Below are 14,156 nucleotides of genomic sequence, written 5' to 3'. Positions count from 1 at the left end.
GACCATCACAGGTGTAGTTTTCAGGGAGATATCACGAATAGAAGGACAAAAACCACAATGTCGCGAAGGAGCGGAGTGTAGCAGCTTTTGTGACGTGGCGCATAAAATATCCCTGTCGTATCCCTCGACGGATTAGCGATTCAGGTATAATTTTAATCAATCGATTGATTAATTTTTAATACTGCCATGAATACGACACCGACGACAACCAAAGGTGAACAGGCCAAAAGCCAGCTTATCGCCGCCGCGCTGGCGCAGTTTGGCGAGTATGGCCTGCATGCCACCACGCGGGATATCGCCGCCCAGGCCGGGCAAAACATTGCGGCCATTACCTACTATTTTGGCTCAAAAGAGGATTTATACCTCGCCTGCGCCCAGTGGATTGCCGATTTTATCGGCACTAACTTTCGCCCGCACGTCGAGGAGGCCAGCGGGCTGCTGAGCCAGCCGACGCCGGATCGTACCGCTATCAGGCAGCTTATTCTCAATGCCTGTCACAATATGATCCGCCTGCTGACGCACGACGATACGCTCAACCTGAGCAAGTTTATCTCCCGCGAGCAGCTCTCCCCCACCGCCGCCTACCAGCTGGTACACGATCAGGTGATTGCCCCGATGCACACCCATCTGACCCGGTTGATTGCCGCCTACACCGGACGGGACGCGAGCGATACCGACACCATTTTGCATACCCACGCCCTGCTGGGCGAAATTCTCGCCTTCCGTCTCGGGCGTGAGACCATCCTGTTACGCACGGGCTGGACACAATTCGATGAGGATAAAGCCGCGCAGATTAGCCAGGTCATCACCTGTCATCTCGATCTGATCCTGCAAGGCTTAACGCAAAGGAGCCTGAAGTCATGAAAAAACCTGTCGCCATCGTTCTGGTGGTTATTGTATTGCTTGCCGCGGGAATCGGTGGCTGGCTGTGGTATCAGAGCCAGCAGGATCGGGGCCTGACGCTGTACGGTAACGTGGATATTCGTACTGTGAATATGAGCTTCCGGGTTGGCGGGCGTCTCGCCTCGCTGAACGTTGACGAAGGCGATACCATCAAAGCCGGGCAGACGCTGGGGATGCTGGATAAAGCCCCCTTTGAGAACGCGCTGATGCAGGCCAAAGCCGGCGTTTCCGTCGCGCAGGCGCAGTATGACCTTATGCTGGCGGGCTATCGCGATGAAGAGATTGCCCAGGCCGCTGCCGCCGTTAAGCAGGCCAAAGCCGCCTACGACTACGCGCAGAACTTCTATAACCGCCAGCAGGGACTGTGGAAAAGCCGCACCATTTCCGCCAACGATCTGGAAAACGCCCGGTCATCCCGCGACCAGGCGCAGGCGACGCTGAAATCCGCGCAGGATAAATTAAGCCAGTACCGCTCCGGTAACCGCGAGCAGGACATTGCCCAGGCGAAAGCCAGCCTTGAGCAGGCGCAGGCGCAGCTGGCTCAGGCGGAACTGGATCTGCACGACACCACCTTAACCGCCCCGTCTGACGGCACGCTGATGACCCGCGCGGTGGAGCCGGGCAGCATGCTCAGCGCGGGCAGCACCGTCTTAACGCTCTCCCTGACCCGTCCGGTCTGGGTGCGCGCCTACATTGACGAGCCAAACCTCGGCCAGATGCAGCCGGGGCGCGAGCTGCTTCTCTACACCGACGGCCGCCCGGACAAGCCGTATCACGGCAAGGTCGGCTTTGTCTCCCCTACCGCCGAATTCACGCCGAAAACCGTTGAAACGCCGGATCTGCGTACCGACCTGGTGTACCGCCTGCGCATCATCGTCACCGATGCGGACGACGCGCTGCGTCAGGGCATGCCTGTTACCGTGACCTTAAGCGACGGGGAACGTCATGAATGATGCGGTTATCCAGCTCAACGGTCTGGTCAAACGCTTCGCGGGCATGGACAAGCCGGCGGTCGCGCCGCTGAACTGCACCATTCAGAAAGGCTACGTGACCGGACTGGTCGGCCCGGACGGCGCGGGCAAAACCACGCTGATGCGGATGCTGGCGGGGCTGCTGAAGCCGGATGAAGGCTCGGCCAGCGTGCTTGGTCTGGATCCGATTAAAGACGACGGCGCGCTCCACGCCATGCTCGGCTATATGCCGCAGAAGTTTGGCCTGTACGAAGATCTGACGGTGATGGAAAACCTCAATCTGTACGCCGACCTGCGCAGCGTCACCGGTGAAGCCCGGCAGAAAACCTTCGCCCGCCTGCTGGAGTTCACCTCCCTCGGCCCGTTTACCGGGCGGCTGGCGGGCAAGCTCTCCGGCGGGATGAAGCAGAAGCTGGGGCTGGCCTGCACGCTGGTGGGCGAGCCGAAGGTGCTGCTGCTGGATGAGCCCGGCGTCGGCGTGGACCCGATTTCCCGCCGCGAGCTGTGGCAGATGGTGCACGAGCTGGCGGGCGACGGGATGCTGATCCTCTGGAGCACCTCCTACCTCGACGAAGCGGAGCAGTGCCGGGACGTGCTGCTGATGAACGAGGGCGAACTGCTCTATCAGGGTGAACCGACCGAGCTGACGCAAACCATGGCCGGGCGCAGCTTCCTGCTGCACAGCCCGCAGGAGTCTAACCGCAGGCTGCTCCAGCGGGTGCTAAAGCTGCCGCAGGTGAGCGACGGGATGATTCAGGGCCGCTCGGTGCGCGCGATCCTCAAAAAAGAGGCCACCGTCGACGATATTCGCCGTGCGCCGGGCATGCCTGAAATTGAAATGGACGAGACCGCCCCGCGCTTTGAAGATGCGTTTATCGACCTGCTGGGCGGTGCGGGCACGTCGGAATCGCCCCTTGGCGCGATCCTGCACACGGTGGAAGGCACGCCGGGCAAAACGGTGATCGAAGCCAAATCCCTGACCAAAAAATTCGGGGATTTCGCCGCCACCGACAACGTCAATTTTGCCGTGAAGCGCGGCGAGATATTTGGCCTGCTCGGGCCGAACGGCGCGGGAAAATCGACCACCTTCAAAATGATGTGCGGCCTGCTGGTCCCGACGTCCGGCAAGGCGCTGGTGCTGGACATGGATCTGAAAGTCAGCTCCGGCAAGGCGCGCCAGCATCTCGGCTATATGGCGCAGAAATTCTCGCTGTACGGCAACCTGACGGTCGAGCAGAATCTGCGCTTTTTCTCCGGCGTGTACGGCCTGCGCGGGCGGGCTCAGAATGAAAAAATCCGCCGCATGAGCGACGCCTTCGGGTTAACGAATATTGCGTCACACGCCACCGACGAGCTGCCGCTCGGCTTCAAGCAGCGTCTGGCGCTGGCCTGCTCGCTGATGCACGAGCCCGATATTCTGTTTCTGGATGAGCCCACCTCGGGCGTTGACCCCATTACCCGCCGCGAATTCTGGCTGCACATCAACAGCATGGTGGAAAAAGGGGTGACGGTGATGGTGACCACCCACTTTATGGACGAGGCGGAGTACTGCGACCGCATCGGGCTGGTGTATCGCGGCAAGCTGATCGCCCACGGTACGCCGGACGACCTGAAGGAACAGGCCGCTGACGAAGAACAGCCAGACCCGACCATGGAGCAGGCGTTTATCACCCTCATCCACGACTGGGATAAGGAGAATGCCCATGCGCAGTAGTGCCCTTTCCTGGCGCCGGGTGCGCGCGCTGTGTATCAAAGAGACGCGGCAGATCGTGCGCGACCCCAGCAGCTGGCTGATTGCGGTGGTGATCCCCCTGCTGCTGCTGTTTATCTTTGGCTACGGCATTAACCTCGACTCCAGCAAGCTGCGGGTCGGCATTCTGCTGGAGCAGCAGAGCGAAGAGGCGCTGGACTTCACCCACGCCATGACCGGCTCGCCCTATATTGACGCCACCGTCAGCGACAACCGGCAGGAACTGATCCAGAAAATGCAGGCCGGGAAAATTCGCGGCCTGATCGTCATCCCGGTGGATTTCGCCGCCAACATGGCGCGACCTGGCGCCGATGCGCCGATCCAGGTGATTACCGACGGCAGCGAGCCGAACACCGCGAACTTCGTGCAGGGCTACGCGGAGGGCATCTGGCAGCTCTGGCAGATGCAGCGCGCGGAAGACCGGGGCGAGACGTTTGAACCGCTCATTGACGTGCAGACGCGCTACTGGTTTAACCCCGCCGCCATCAGCCAGCACTTTATTATCCCGGGCGCGGTGACCATCATCATGACGGTGATCGGCGCGATACTGACCTCGCTGGTGATCGCCCGCGAGTGGGAGCGCGGCACCATGGAGGCGCTGCTCTCCACCGAGGTGACGCGGGTTGAGCTGCTGCTGTGCAAGCTCATCCCCTACTACTTCCTCGGCATGCTGGCGATGCTGCTCTGCATGCTGGTTGCGGTTTTTATCCTCGGCGTGCCGTACCGCGGCTCGCTGATCGTGCTGTTCTTTATCACCAGCCTGTTTTTACTCAGCACGCTGGGGATGGGGCTGCTCATCTCCACCATCACCCGCAACCAGTTTAACGCCGCGCAGGTGGCGCTAAACGCCGCCTTCCTGCCGTCAATTATGCTCTCCGGGTTTATCTTCCAGATAGACAGCATGCCGGCGGTGATCCGCGCCGTGACCTACATCATTCCGGCGCGCTACTTCGTGAGCACGCTGCAGAGCCTGTTCCTGGCGGGGAATATTCCGGTGGTGCTGATTATCAACACCCTGTTTTTGATGGCGTCGGCGGTGATGTTTATCGGGTTGACGTGGCTGAAAACCAAGCGGCGACTGGATTAAGGAGCGCACATGTTTCACCGTTTATGGACACTGATCCGCAAAGAGCTGCAGTCCCTGCTGCGCGAGCCGCAAACCCGCGCCATTCTGGTGCTGCCGGTGCTGCTTCAGGTTTTACTGTTCCCGTTTGCCGCCACCCTTGAGGTCACTAACGCCACCATTGCCATTTATAACGAAGACAACGGCAAACACGCCGTCGAGCTGACGCAGCGTTTCGCCCGGGCGAAGGCTTTTACCCACATCCTGCTGCTGAAAAGCCCGCAGGAGATCCAGCCCACCATCGACACGCAAAAAGCGCTGCTGCTGGTGCGCTTCCCGGCGGATTTCTCCCGCAACCTGGATACCTTCCAGACCGCGCCGATGCAGCTGATCCTCGACGGGCGCAACTCCAACAGCGCCCAGATAGCGGCCAACTACCTGCAGCAGGTGGTGAAGGATTATCAGCAGGAGCTGATGGAGGGCAAACCGAAGCCCAACAACAGCGAGCTGGTGGTGCGAAACTGGTACAACCCGAATCTGGACTACAAGTGGTTTGTGGTGCCGTCGCTGATCGCCATGATCACCACCATCGGAGTGATGATCGTGACTTCCCTTTCCGTTGCCCGCGAACGCGAGCAGGGCACGCTGGATCAGCTGCTGGTCTCCCCGCTCGCCACCTGGCAGATTTTCGTCGGCAAAGCGGTGCCGGCGCTGATCGTCGCGACGTTCCAGGCCACCATCGTGCTCGGCGTCGGGATATTTGCTTACCAGATCCCGTTTGCCGGATCGCTGGCGCTGTTTTACTTCACGATGGTGATTTACGGGCTGTCGCTGGTGGGGTTTGGGCTGCTGATTTCGGCGCTCTGCTCCACGCAGCAGCAGGCTTTCATAGGGGTATTCGTCTTTATGATGCCGGCGATTCTGCTCTCCGGGTACGTTTCACCCGTCGAGAACATGCCGGTGTGGCTGCAGGATTTAACGTGGATAAACCCGATTCGACACTTTACGGATATCACCAAGCAGATCTATCTGAAGGATGCGAGTCTGGACATTGTCTGGGGCAGTTTGTGGCCGCTACTGGTCATAGCGGCCACGACGGGCTCAGTGGCCTATGCGATGTTTAGACGCAACATTGCGTAGCTTTTTCTCTTTGGTGAGCAGCGACACTACCGCTGGCCCTGCAAGGATTGCCAGACCCGCCAGGGCCAGCAGCAGGTTGTTTTGCAGCACGCGTGACAGCAGCCAAAGCACGATCATCGCGGCACCAAAGTACCAGGTGGTGGTGAGCTCTTCGAGCACATCACCTACCTCGCGCCAGCGCGCTTCATGGTGGCGCTGTAAGAACAGCATCGACAGCACGGTGACGCCATAGAGGACGCATAGCCCTAAGCCAACACGCACCAGCGTGCCGCTCATCCAGCCCATCACCAGTACGGCCACGACCAGTAAATGCAACATTATCTGCCAGCAACTCAAACCGGTTGCGACACGAACACGTTGTTGCCACTTCATGGCTTCTCTCCTGAAGGATTTTTCTCTGCTTAATCAGACTACCGCACTTTACGGAAAATTCCGTAACGCCGCATCTTTTTGTGACGCCGACTACACTTTATTTTCATCTGGATAGTCACCCAGGAAGGTGTTTATGAGCAAAAAAACGCAGCATTTCTCGCTTAAGGTGCTGACGATTAACATTCATAAGGGCTTCACAGCATTTAACCGCCGCTTCATTTTACCGGAGCTGCGCGACGCGGTACGCACCGTCAGCGCGGACATTGTCTGCCTGCAGGAGGTGATGGGCGCGCACGAGGTACACCCCATGCATTTCGAAAACTGGCCCGATACGCCACACTATGAATTTCTGGCCGACACCATGTGGAGCGATTACGCTTACGGCCGCAACGCGGTCTATCCGGAAGGCCATCACGGTAATGCGGTGCTGTCGCGTTTTCCTATCGAACATTATGAGAACCGGGACGTTTCCGTCGGGGAGAGCGAAAAGCGCGGGCTGCTTTACTGCCGCATTACGCCGCCGGATCTTGACGTTCCCGTTCACGTGGGCTGCGTTCACCTCGGACTGCGTGAAGCCCACCGTCAGGCGCAGCTGGAGATGCTGGCTGACTGGACCAATGCGCTGCCGGAGGGCGAACCCGTGGTGGTGGCCGGAGATTTTAACGACTGGCGGCAACGTGCCAACCACCCTCTGAAGGTGAATGCGGGGCTGGAGGAAATTTTCACCCGGGCACATGGTCGTCCCGCACGGACGTTTCCCGTGCGCTTTCCCCTGCTGCGCCTGGACCGCATCTACGTGAAAAATGCGCATGCCAGCAGCCCGACGGCGCTGGCGTTACTGAACTGGCGACATCTTTCCGACCATGCCCCGCTGAGCGCGGAGATCCACTTATGAAATGCACATGGCAGGAAGGTAACCGTATTACGCTGCTGGAAAACGGCGATAACTTTTATCCGGCGGTCTTTGAGGCGATTAGCCACGCACAGCAGAAAGTCTACCTTGAAACGTTTATCTGGTTTGAAGACGACGTTGGCAGGCAGTTGCACAGCGTACTGCTGCATGCCGCCCGGCGCGGGATAAAAATCGAGGCCCTGCTCGACGGGTATGGCTCGCCGGATCTTAGCGATGAATTTGTTAACGAGCTCACCGCCGCTGGCGTGGTGTTCCGTTACTACGATCCCGGTCCGCGCCTGTTCGGCATGCGAACCAACCTGTTCCGCCGCATGCATCGCAAAATCGTGGTGGTGGACGAAACGGTGGCGTTCGTGGGCGGCATTAACTACTCCGCCGAGCATATGTCGGATTACGGCCCGGAGGCCAAGCAGGACTACGCGATCCGCATTGAGGGACCGGTGGTTCAGGACATTCAGCTGTTCGTGCTGGAAAACTTGCCCGGTAAAGAGGCCGCTCGCCGCTGGTGGCGACGCCGTCATCGCCCGGAAGAGAACCGCAAGCCCGGCGAAGCGCAGGCCCTGTTTGTCTGGCGGGACAACGAGGAGCATCGGGACGACATTGAACGTCATTACCTGAAGATGCTGGCCAATGCGAAGCGCGAAGTGATTATCGCCAACGCCTATTTCTTCCCCGGCTACCGTATTCTGCACGCCATGCGCAACGCGGCCCGACGCGGCGTGAGCGTTAAACTGATTGTGCAGGGCGAGCCGGATATGCCGATTGTGAAGGTGGGCGCCCGCCTGCTCTACCGCTACCTGGTGAAAAGCGGCGTGCAGATATATGAATACCGCCGCCGGCCGCTGCACGGCAAAGTGGCCGTCATGGATGACCACTGGGCAACCGTCGGCTCCAGTAACCTCGATCCGCTGAGCCTGTCGCTTAACCTGGAAGCGAACCTGATCATCCATGACCGTCAGTTTAACCAGACCCTGCGCGATAACCTTCAGGGGCTTATCCATAAGGACTGCGTGCGGGTGGATGAATCCATGGTGCCGAAACGGAGCTGGTGGAACGTTGGCATCGGCGTGGTGGTGTTCCACTTCCTGCGCCACTTCCCGGCGATGGTCGGCTGGCTGCCAGCGCATACGCCGAAGCTGGCGCAGGTGGATCCGCCGGTACAACCTGAAATGGAAACCCAGGACCGCGTTGAAGCGGAAGATGGAGGCAAACCCTGATGTCAAAATCTCATCCTCGCTGGCGGCTGGCAAAAAAAATCCTCACCTGGGTGTTCTTCATTGCGGTCGCGGTACTGCTGGTGGTGTACGCTCAGAAAGTGGACTGGGAGGAGGTGTGGAAGGCTATCCGCAACTATAACCGGCTGGTGCTGCTGGGCGCCGCAGGGCTGGTTGTCATCAGCTACCTGATGTACGGCTGCTATGACCTGCTCGGGCGCGCCTACTGCGGCCACAAGCTGGCTAAACGTCAGGTGATGCTGGTGTCGTTTATCTGCTACGCCTTTAACCTGACGCTGAGCACCTGGGTCGGGGGGATTGGCATGCGCTATCGCCTGTACTCGCGGCTTGGCCTGCCGGGTGGGACCATCACGCGTATTTTCTCACTAAGCATCACCACCAACTGGCTGGGCTATATTCTGCTCGGCGGGGTGATTTTCACCATTGGCGTGGTGCAGCTGCCCGCGCACTGGTATATCGACGAAGCCACGCTGCGCATTCTCGGCGTCGTGCTGCTGCTGATTATCGCCGTGTATCTGTGGGCCTGCGCCTTTGCTAAGCGTCGCCATATGACCATTAAAGGGCAGAAACTGGTCCTGCCGTCGTGGAAGTTCGCGGTGCTGCAGATGGCGGTATCCAGCGCCAACTGGATGGCGATGGGGGCAATCATCTGGCTGTTGATTGGAGAGGACGTGAATTACTTCTTCGTGCTGGGCGTGCTGCTGGTGAGCAGTATCGCCGGGGTTATCGTGCATATCCCGGCGGGGATTGGGGTGCTGGAAGCGGTATTTATCGCGCTGCTGGCCGGAGAACATGTTTCACAAGGGACGATTATTGCCGCTCTGCTCGCCTACCGCATGCTCTATTATTTCCTGCCGCTGGCGCTGGCAACGGTCTGCTATCTGGTGCTGGAGAGCCGGGCGAAGAAGCTGAGGGCGAAGAACGAGAAGGCGATGGCGAAATAAACGGCCCCCTCACCCCGGCCCTCTCCCCAAAGGGGAGAGGGTTAGGGTGAGGGGCAATTTTAACGACGGTTGCCAAAAATCCGCAGCAGCATCAGGAACAGGTTGATGAAGTCCAGATAAAGCGTCAGCGCGCCCAGAATCGAGTATTTGCGCAGGTTGGAACTGTCGCGCACGTCGATCTGCTCGCCAATGTTTTTCAGCTTCTGGGTGTCGTAGGCCGTCAAGCCAACGAAGACCACCACCCCGATGTAGGTCACGGCCCACATCAGCGCGTCGCTCTTCAGCCACAGGTTCACCAGCGACGCCAGTACAATCCCGATCAGCCCCATAAACAGCATGTTGCCTAAGCCGCTCAGGTCACGCTTGGTGGTGTAGCCATAGAGGCTCATCGCGCCAAACATACCGCCGGTCACCACAAACGTGCTGGCGATGGAGGAGTAGGTGTAGACGATGAAAATGCTGGAGAGCGTCAGCCCGGTCAGCGCCGAATAGAGCATAAACAGCGTGGTCGCCATTCCGGCACTGAGCTTCTGCACCAGGCCAGAAAGCACAAACACCAGCGCCAGCTGCGCGATAATCAGCCCAAAGAAGGTGATTTTGCTGGAGAAGATAAACATCATCAGCTCAGGCGTGTTCGCCGCATACCACGCGATGAACGCGGTAAGCAGCAGGCCGACCGTCATCCAGCCGTACACCTGTGCCATATACGTCTGCAGGCCGCTACGGGTCTGCTGTACTATTGAATCGGAACGCGGAAATCGGTCCATGATTCACTCCTGATTAAGGTTAAGAAGACACTCACGTTAAGAGTAACACATCCACGTAAACCGACTACCAACGGCTGGCGGCCTGTTTATCGCTGTCGCGGGATTCCACCCAGCGGTCGCCTTCCGGCGTGGCTTCACGCTTCCAGAACGGCGCTTTGGTTTTGAGGTAGTCCATAATGAACTCCCCTGCCGCAAAGGCGCTACCGCGGTGCGCGCTGGTCACCCCGACAAAGACAATCTCTTCGCCTGGCCACATCTCGCCGATGCGGTGGATCACCGTGATCCGCCCAAGCGGCCAGCGGCCTCGCGCTTCATCCACAATTGCCGCCAGCGATTTCTCCGTCATGCCCGGATAGTGCTCCAGCGTCAGCGCTTTTACGCTGTCGCCGAGGTTGTGGTTTCGCACTTTGCCGGTGAAGGTGACGACCGCGCCGTCTTCATCGCGCTCCGCCAGCCAGTCATATTCTGTACCGACGTTAAAGCGCTCGGGACCGACCAGAATTCGGGTTTCCGCCATCTTATCCCCCTGTGACCGGCGGGAAGAAGGCCACTTCATCCCCTTCTGTCAGCGGGTGGGTGAACTCCACCAGCGTCTGGTTAACGGCCGCCAGCAGCTTGCCTTCGTCAAGCGCCAGCGCCCAGCGGTCGCTTTGCGCGGCCAGATGCGCGCGCAGGGCGGCGACGTTTTCAAAAGAGGCGTCCAGCGTCAGGCTGTCGGTATTGACCAGCTCGCGCACCTGGGCGAAAAAGAGCACCTTAATCATGGCTATCCACCTTAAAATCACCGGATTTGCCGCCGCTTTTCGCCAGCAGACGAACCGGGCCAATCACCATATCTTTCTGCACCGCTTTGCACATGTCGTAGATGGTCAGCGCGGCGACAGAGGCCGCCGTCAGGGCTTCCATCTCCACGCCGGTTTTCCCGGTTAAGCGGCAGAGGGACTCAATACGCACGCGGTTGTGCTCCGGCTGCGCCTGCAGGTTCACTTCCACCTTGCTCAGCATCAGCGGATGGCAGAGCGGAATTAAGTCCCAGGTGCGTTTCGCGGCCTGGATACCGGCGATGCGGGCGGTCGCAAACACGTCACCCTTGTGATGGCTGCCGTCGATAATCATCGCCAGCGTCTCCGGCAGCATGGTGACGAACGCTTCCGCGCGCGCCTCGCGCACCGTTTCCGCTTTGGCGGAAACATCCACCATATGCGCTTCGCCAGCGGCGTTAATGTGGGTCAGTTGTGACATAGCTTATTTCTTTAAATGGGGATGAAAATTACACGGACGGGTACGGGCATCCAGCTGCGGGGCAATAATATTTTCCCACGCGGTGCGGCAGGCTTTGGTCGAGCCCGGCATGGCGAAAATCAACGTCCTGTTCGCCACGCCCGCTACGGCGCGAGACTGAAGCGTGGAGGTGCCGATCTCTTCAAACGAGAGCATGCGGAACACTTCGCCGAAGCCTTCCACTTCGCGGTCGAACAGCGGGAGCAGCGCTTCCGGCGCCTGATCGCCTGCGGTAAAGCCGGTGCCGCCGGTCATTAGCACCACCTGGACGTCGTCACTCGCAATCCACTGCGAAACCTGCGCGCGAATGGCGTAACGGTTCTCTTTGACGATCGCTTTATCAACGATATGGTGTCCGGCTTCGTGGGCCGCCTCGCGCAGCCAGTGGCCGGAGGTATCGTCCTCATCACCACGGCGGTCGGAAACGGTAAGAATAGCAATGCGTGTCGGGATAAATTCTGCGCTTACCTGACTCATCTTCTGGTTCCTTCTAAAGCCTGATTACCCGCCGATATAGGACAGGTTCTGAGTAATGCCGGTATTGCCCTGATGCAGGAAGTGGGTCTGCTTTTTATGCGTCAGCGCCCCGGAAATGCGCGCTTCAAGCGCATCCTGCTGAGCATCGTCTGCCAGCAGATCGCGCAGATCTACACCGCCGTCGCCGAACAGGCAGAGATGGAGCTTGCCCACCGACGATACGCGCAGCCGGTTGCAGCTGGCGCAGAAGTCTTTCTCATAGGGCATGATAAGCCCAATCTCGCCTTCGTAATCCGGGTGACAGAAGACCTGTGCCGGGCCGTCGCTACGCTGGCGGATCTGGTGGATCCAGCCGCGTTTCAGCAGTTCGTCGCGCAGCACCATGCCGGAGATGTGATGGCGACGGAACAGCTCGCTGCCCTCGCCGGTTTCCATCAGTTCAATAAAACGCAGTTGAATGCGGCGTGGTTTGATCCACGCCAGGAAGGTGTCGAGCTGATGGTGGTTAACGTCGCGCATCAGCACCGTGTTGACCTTGACCTTTTCGAACCCGGCGGTAAACGCCGCGTCGATGCCGTCCATGACCTGGCGGAATTTATCCTGCCCGGTAATGGCGTGAAACTGCCGGGCATCAAGGCTGTCCACGCTGACGTTGATAGCGGTTAAGCCCGCATCGCGCCAGTTGGCCACGTCACGCGCCATGCGGTAACCGTTTGTGGTCACCGCAATCTGGCGGATGCGTTCGTTTTCACGAACGGCGGCAATGATGTCGGGGAAATCACGACGCAGGGAGGGTTCGCCCCCGGTCAGACGGACTTTTTCCGTACCGAGCTCAGAGAACGCACGCGTGACGCGGCGCACTTCGTCCACGGAGAGAAAGCCATTGTTGGTGACGCTGCCCGGCTTGTAGCCATCAGGCAGGCAGTAGGTGCAACGGAAGTTGCACACGTCGGTAATCGACAGACGCAAGTAGTAAAACTTACGCGCGAAAGCATCAGTAAGTTGTGAAGCCATGTACACCTTTCCAGATACGGGAGGCACAGTCATTTCTTTCTGTACCCTGGTGGCAAATCCGCCACGGCCAGGGCGCCATATCATTCGACACAGGCGCCAGGGCTAGAGTGTATGTTTTCAGTTGAGAAAACGTGGTTATGGCGATAGTAGCGCGGAAATTCTCACTTCGCCATCATCGCTTTACGCTATATAATTATGTATATAGCGACTCAGTCCTGCATTTTCACTACAGAATACCTAAAAACCGCATTTTCGCATTGATATACGTCATTTTGCGTTGGGTGAGGCATCGTCTTTTGGGGGTAGTTAAGTTACTGTTACGCGATTACGGGTGAAAAGGAATATGTATGCGCAGTCGCACTTTTGCGGATCTTGACCGGGTGGTCGCTCTTGGCGGAGGCCACGGCCTGGGCCGCGTTATGTCCTCTTTGTCGTCACTGGGCTCACGGCTGACAGGAATAGTGACAACCACCGACAACGGCGGCTCAACCGGGCGGATCAGGCGGGCTGAAGGCGGCATTGCCTGGGGAGATATGCGCAACTGCCTGAACCAGTTAATTACCGAGCCGAGCGTCGCGTCGGCGATGTTTGAGTACCGTTTTGGCGGCAATGGTGAACTTTCCGGGCATAACCTCGGAAATTTAATGCTTAAAGCGCTGGATCACCTGAGCGTGCGCCCGCTTGAAGCCATCAATTTGATAAGAAACCTGCTGAAAGTGGATGCGTTTCTGATCCCGATGTCTGAACAGCCGGTGGATTTAATGGCGATTGATGCCGACGATCACGAAGTGTACGGCGAAGTGAATATCGACCAGCTTCTGCTGCCGCCAAAAGAGCTGATGACCTACCCGAACGTGCCGGCGACGCGTGAAGCCGTCGAAGCCATTGGCGAAGCGGATTTAATTCTGATCGGCCCCGGCAGCTTTTATACCAGCCTGATGCCGATCCTGCTGGTGAAAGAGCTGGCGCAGGCGCTGCGTCGCACCCCTGCCCCGATGGTCTATATCGGTAACCTCGGCCGCGAGCTGAGCCCGGCCGCGGCGAGCCTGTCGCTGGCGGACAAACTCAATTTGATGGAGCATTACGTCGGGAAGAAGATCATTGACGGCGTGGTGGTGGGGCCAAAGGTTGATGTGTCCGGCATCGGCGATCGCCTGGTGGTACAGGAGCCGCTGGAGGCCTCAGACATCAAGTATCGCCACGACCGTCACCTGCTGCGCGAAGCGCTGGAGAAGGCGATTCAGGCGTTGGGTTAGGTTCGTTTGGTGCGGCCTGATGCCCTCACCCCGACCCTCTCCCACAGGGAGAGGGAGAAAACAACGCTTA

At 58.8% G+C, this 14,156-nt stretch carries 16 protein-coding genes and 1 riboswitch; of the genes, 9 read left to right on the top strand and 7 right to left on the bottom strand.

The window, feature by feature from the left end; all coding sequences use genetic code 11:
- The first annotated feature begins 186 nt into the window (after window positions 1-186).
- Genes cecR through USG84_RS01055 form a run of 5 tightly spaced genes read left to right on the top strand, consistent with a single transcriptional unit; the run spans window position 187 to window position 5,827 of the window.
- Window positions 187-864 carry a transcriptional regulator CecR gene (gene cecR, locus USG84_RS01075; RefSeq protein ID WP_151412771.1) on the top strand — a complete coding sequence of 226 codons (678 nt, stop codon included), beginning with the start codon at window positions 187-189 and terminating at the stop codon, window positions 862-864.
- A complete protein-coding gene (gene hlyD / locus USG84_RS01070) occupies window positions 861-1,856 on the top strand; it encodes a secretion protein HlyD (protein ID WP_151412770.1) in 996 nt (331 codons plus the stop codon). Before cecR ends, hlyD begins: the two co-directional genes overlap by 4 nt.
- Window positions 1,849-3,588, top strand: a complete 1,740-nt coding sequence (locus tag USG84_RS01065; protein WP_151412769.1) for an ATP-binding cassette domain-containing protein — start codon at window positions 1,849-1,851, stop codon at window positions 3,586-3,588. Before hlyD ends, USG84_RS01065 begins: the two co-directional genes overlap by 8 nt.
- Window positions 3,578-4,711 carry an ABC transporter permease gene (locus tag USG84_RS01060; RefSeq protein WP_151412768.1) on the top strand — a complete coding sequence of 378 codons (1,134 nt, stop codon included), beginning with the start codon at window positions 3,578-3,580 and terminating at the stop codon, window positions 4,709-4,711. Before USG84_RS01065 ends, USG84_RS01060 begins: the two co-directional genes overlap by 11 nt.
- Window positions 4,712-4,720: 9 nt before the next feature.
- Window positions 4,721-5,827, top strand: a complete 1,107-nt coding sequence (locus USG84_RS01055; RefSeq protein WP_253541296.1) for an ABC transporter permease — start codon at window positions 4,721-4,723, stop codon at window positions 5,825-5,827.
- Here the strand turns inward: USG84_RS01055 and USG84_RS01050 are convergent.
- The gene (locus USG84_RS01050; protein ID WP_115874544.1) at window positions 5,789-6,199 is read right to left on the bottom strand and encodes a YbhQ family protein; all 411 of its coding nucleotides are present in this window, start codon (window positions 6,197-6,199) and stop codon (window positions 5,789-5,791) included. The two genes, USG84_RS01055 and USG84_RS01050, sit on opposite strands and share 39 nt — an antisense overlap.
- 133 nt (window positions 6,200-6,332) lie before the next feature.
- Between USG84_RS01050 and USG84_RS01045 the strand changes: the two genes are divergently transcribed.
- Genes USG84_RS01045 through USG84_RS01035 form a run of 3 tightly spaced genes read left to right on the top strand, consistent with a single transcriptional unit; the run spans window position 6,333 to window position 9,291 of the window.
- The gene (locus USG84_RS01045; protein ID WP_151412767.1) at window positions 6,333-7,094 is read left to right on the top strand and encodes an endonuclease/exonuclease/phosphatase family protein; all 762 of its coding nucleotides are present in this window, start codon (window positions 6,333-6,335) and stop codon (window positions 7,092-7,094) included.
- Complete coding sequence (clsB, locus tag USG84_RS01040; RefSeq protein WP_045259955.1) at window positions 7,091-8,329, top strand: cardiolipin synthase ClsB; 1,239 nt, start codon at window positions 7,091-7,093, stop codon at window positions 8,327-8,329. The genes USG84_RS01045 and clsB overlap by 4 nt, the downstream gene beginning before the upstream one ends.
- A complete protein-coding gene (locus USG84_RS01035) occupies window positions 8,329-9,291 on the top strand; it encodes a lysylphosphatidylglycerol synthase domain-containing protein (protein ID WP_151412766.1) in 963 nt (320 codons plus the stop codon). The genes clsB and USG84_RS01035 overlap by 1 nt, the downstream gene beginning before the upstream one ends.
- Window positions 9,292-9,350: 59 nt before the next feature.
- On the opposite strand, the gene USG84_RS01030 is transcribed toward USG84_RS01035, so the two are convergent.
- The 6 genes from USG84_RS01030 to moaA all read right to left on the bottom strand — a co-directional run bounded on the left by USG84_RS01030 (window position 9,351) and on the right by moaA (window position 12,830).
- Entirely contained in the window at window positions 9,351-10,058 is a 708-nt protein-coding gene (locus USG84_RS01030; RefSeq protein ID WP_061098812.1) for a Bax inhibitor-1 family protein, read from the bottom strand.
- Window positions 10,059-10,122: 64 nt separating this feature from the next.
- Complete coding sequence (gene moaE, locus USG84_RS01025; protein ID WP_151412765.1) at window positions 10,123-10,575, bottom strand: molybdopterin synthase catalytic subunit MoaE; 453 nt, start codon at window positions 10,573-10,575, stop codon at window positions 10,123-10,125.
- Window position 10,576: 1 nt separating this feature from the next.
- Entirely contained in the window at window positions 10,577-10,822 is a 246-nt protein-coding gene (gene moaD / locus USG84_RS01020; RefSeq protein ID WP_045259953.1) for a molybdopterin synthase sulfur carrier subunit, read from the bottom strand.
- Window positions 10,815-11,300: a cyclic pyranopterin monophosphate synthase MoaC gene (gene moaC / locus USG84_RS01015; RefSeq protein ID WP_008501142.1), complete on the bottom strand. Its 486-nt coding sequence runs from the start codon at window positions 11,298-11,300 to the stop codon at window positions 10,815-10,817. The genes moaD and moaC overlap by 8 nt, the downstream gene beginning before the upstream one ends.
- 3 nt (window positions 11,301-11,303) lie before the next feature.
- Window positions 11,304-11,816 carry a molybdenum cofactor biosynthesis protein B gene (gene moaB, locus USG84_RS01010; RefSeq protein WP_151412764.1) on the bottom strand — a complete coding sequence of 171 codons (513 nt, stop codon included), beginning with the start codon at window positions 11,814-11,816 and terminating at the stop codon, window positions 11,304-11,306.
- 24 nt (window positions 11,817-11,840) lie between these two features.
- Window positions 11,841-12,830, bottom strand: coding sequence for a GTP 3',8-cyclase MoaA (gene moaA, locus USG84_RS01005; RefSeq protein WP_253541292.1), 990 nt, complete (start codon window positions 12,828-12,830; stop codon window positions 11,841-11,843).
- Window positions 12,818-12,952: riboswitch (molybdenum cofactor riboswitch) on the bottom strand. (Overlaps the previous gene by 13 nt.)
- A gap of 225 nt (window positions 12,953-13,177) precedes the next feature.
- Here moaA and yvcK point away from each other — a divergent pair.
- Window positions 13,178-14,086: a uridine diphosphate-N-acetylglucosamine-binding protein YvcK gene (gene yvcK, locus USG84_RS01000; RefSeq protein WP_151412763.1), complete on the top strand. Its 909-nt coding sequence runs from the start codon at window positions 13,178-13,180 to the stop codon at window positions 14,084-14,086.
- Window positions 14,087-14,156: the final 70 nt, after the last annotated feature.

This window comes from Enterobacter sp. 168J2, from assembly GCF_034107265.1.
GTDB classification, from domain to species: domain Bacteria; phylum Pseudomonadota; class Gammaproteobacteria; order Enterobacterales; family Enterobacteriaceae; genus Enterobacter; species Enterobacter nematophilus.
This window is presented reverse-complemented; position numbering and strand designations above follow the sequence as displayed.

Excerpts from the sequence above, each read along its gene's own strand:
- cecR (WP_151412771.1), top strand. The coding sequence starts at position 187 with ATGAATACGACACCGACGACAACCAAAGGTGAACAGGCCAAAAGCCAG.
- hlyD (WP_151412770.1), top strand. The coding sequence starts at position 861 with ATGAAAAAACCTGTCGCCATCGTTCTGGTGGTTATTGTATTGCTTGCC.
- USG84_RS01065 (WP_151412769.1), top strand. The coding sequence starts at position 1,849 with ATGAATGATGCGGTTATCCAGCTCAACGGTCTGGTCAAACGCTTCGCG.
- USG84_RS01060 (WP_151412768.1), top strand. The coding sequence starts at position 3,578 with ATGCGCAGTAGTGCCCTTTCCTGGCGCCGGGTGCGCGCGCTGTGTATC.
- USG84_RS01055 (WP_253541296.1), top strand. The coding sequence starts at position 4,721 with ATGTTTCACCGTTTATGGACACTGATCCGCAAAGAGCTGCAGTCCCTG.
- USG84_RS01050 (WP_115874544.1), bottom strand. The coding sequence starts at position 6,199 with ATGAAGTGGCAACAACGTGTTCGTGTCGCAACCGGTTTGAGTTGCTGG.
- USG84_RS01045 (WP_151412767.1), top strand. The coding sequence starts at position 6,333 with ATGAGCAAAAAAACGCAGCATTTCTCGCTTAAGGTGCTGACGATTAAC.
- clsB (WP_045259955.1), top strand. The coding sequence starts at position 7,091 with ATGAAATGCACATGGCAGGAAGGTAACCGTATTACGCTGCTGGAAAAC.
- USG84_RS01035 (WP_151412766.1), top strand. The coding sequence starts at position 8,329 with ATGTCAAAATCTCATCCTCGCTGGCGGCTGGCAAAAAAAATCCTCACC.
- USG84_RS01030 (WP_061098812.1), bottom strand. The coding sequence starts at position 10,058 with ATGGACCGATTTCCGCGTTCCGATTCAATAGTACAGCAGACCCGTAGC.
- moaE (WP_151412765.1), bottom strand. The coding sequence starts at position 10,575 with ATGGCGGAAACCCGAATTCTGGTCGGTCCCGAGCGCTTTAACGTCGGT.
- moaD (WP_045259953.1), bottom strand. The coding sequence starts at position 10,822 with ATGATTAAGGTGCTCTTTTTCGCCCAGGTGCGCGAGCTGGTCAATACC.
- moaC (WP_008501142.1), bottom strand. The coding sequence starts at position 11,300 with ATGTCACAACTGACCCACATTAACGCCGCTGGCGAAGCGCATATGGTG.
- moaB (WP_151412764.1), bottom strand. The coding sequence starts at position 11,816 with ATGAGTCAGGTAAGCGCAGAATTTATCCCGACACGCATTGCTATTCTT.
- moaA (WP_253541292.1), bottom strand. The coding sequence starts at position 12,830 with ATGGCTTCACAACTTACTGATGCTTTCGCGCGTAAGTTTTACTACTTG.
- yvcK (WP_151412763.1), top strand. The coding sequence starts at position 13,178 with ATGCGCAGTCGCACTTTTGCGGATCTTGACCGGGTGGTCGCTCTTGGC.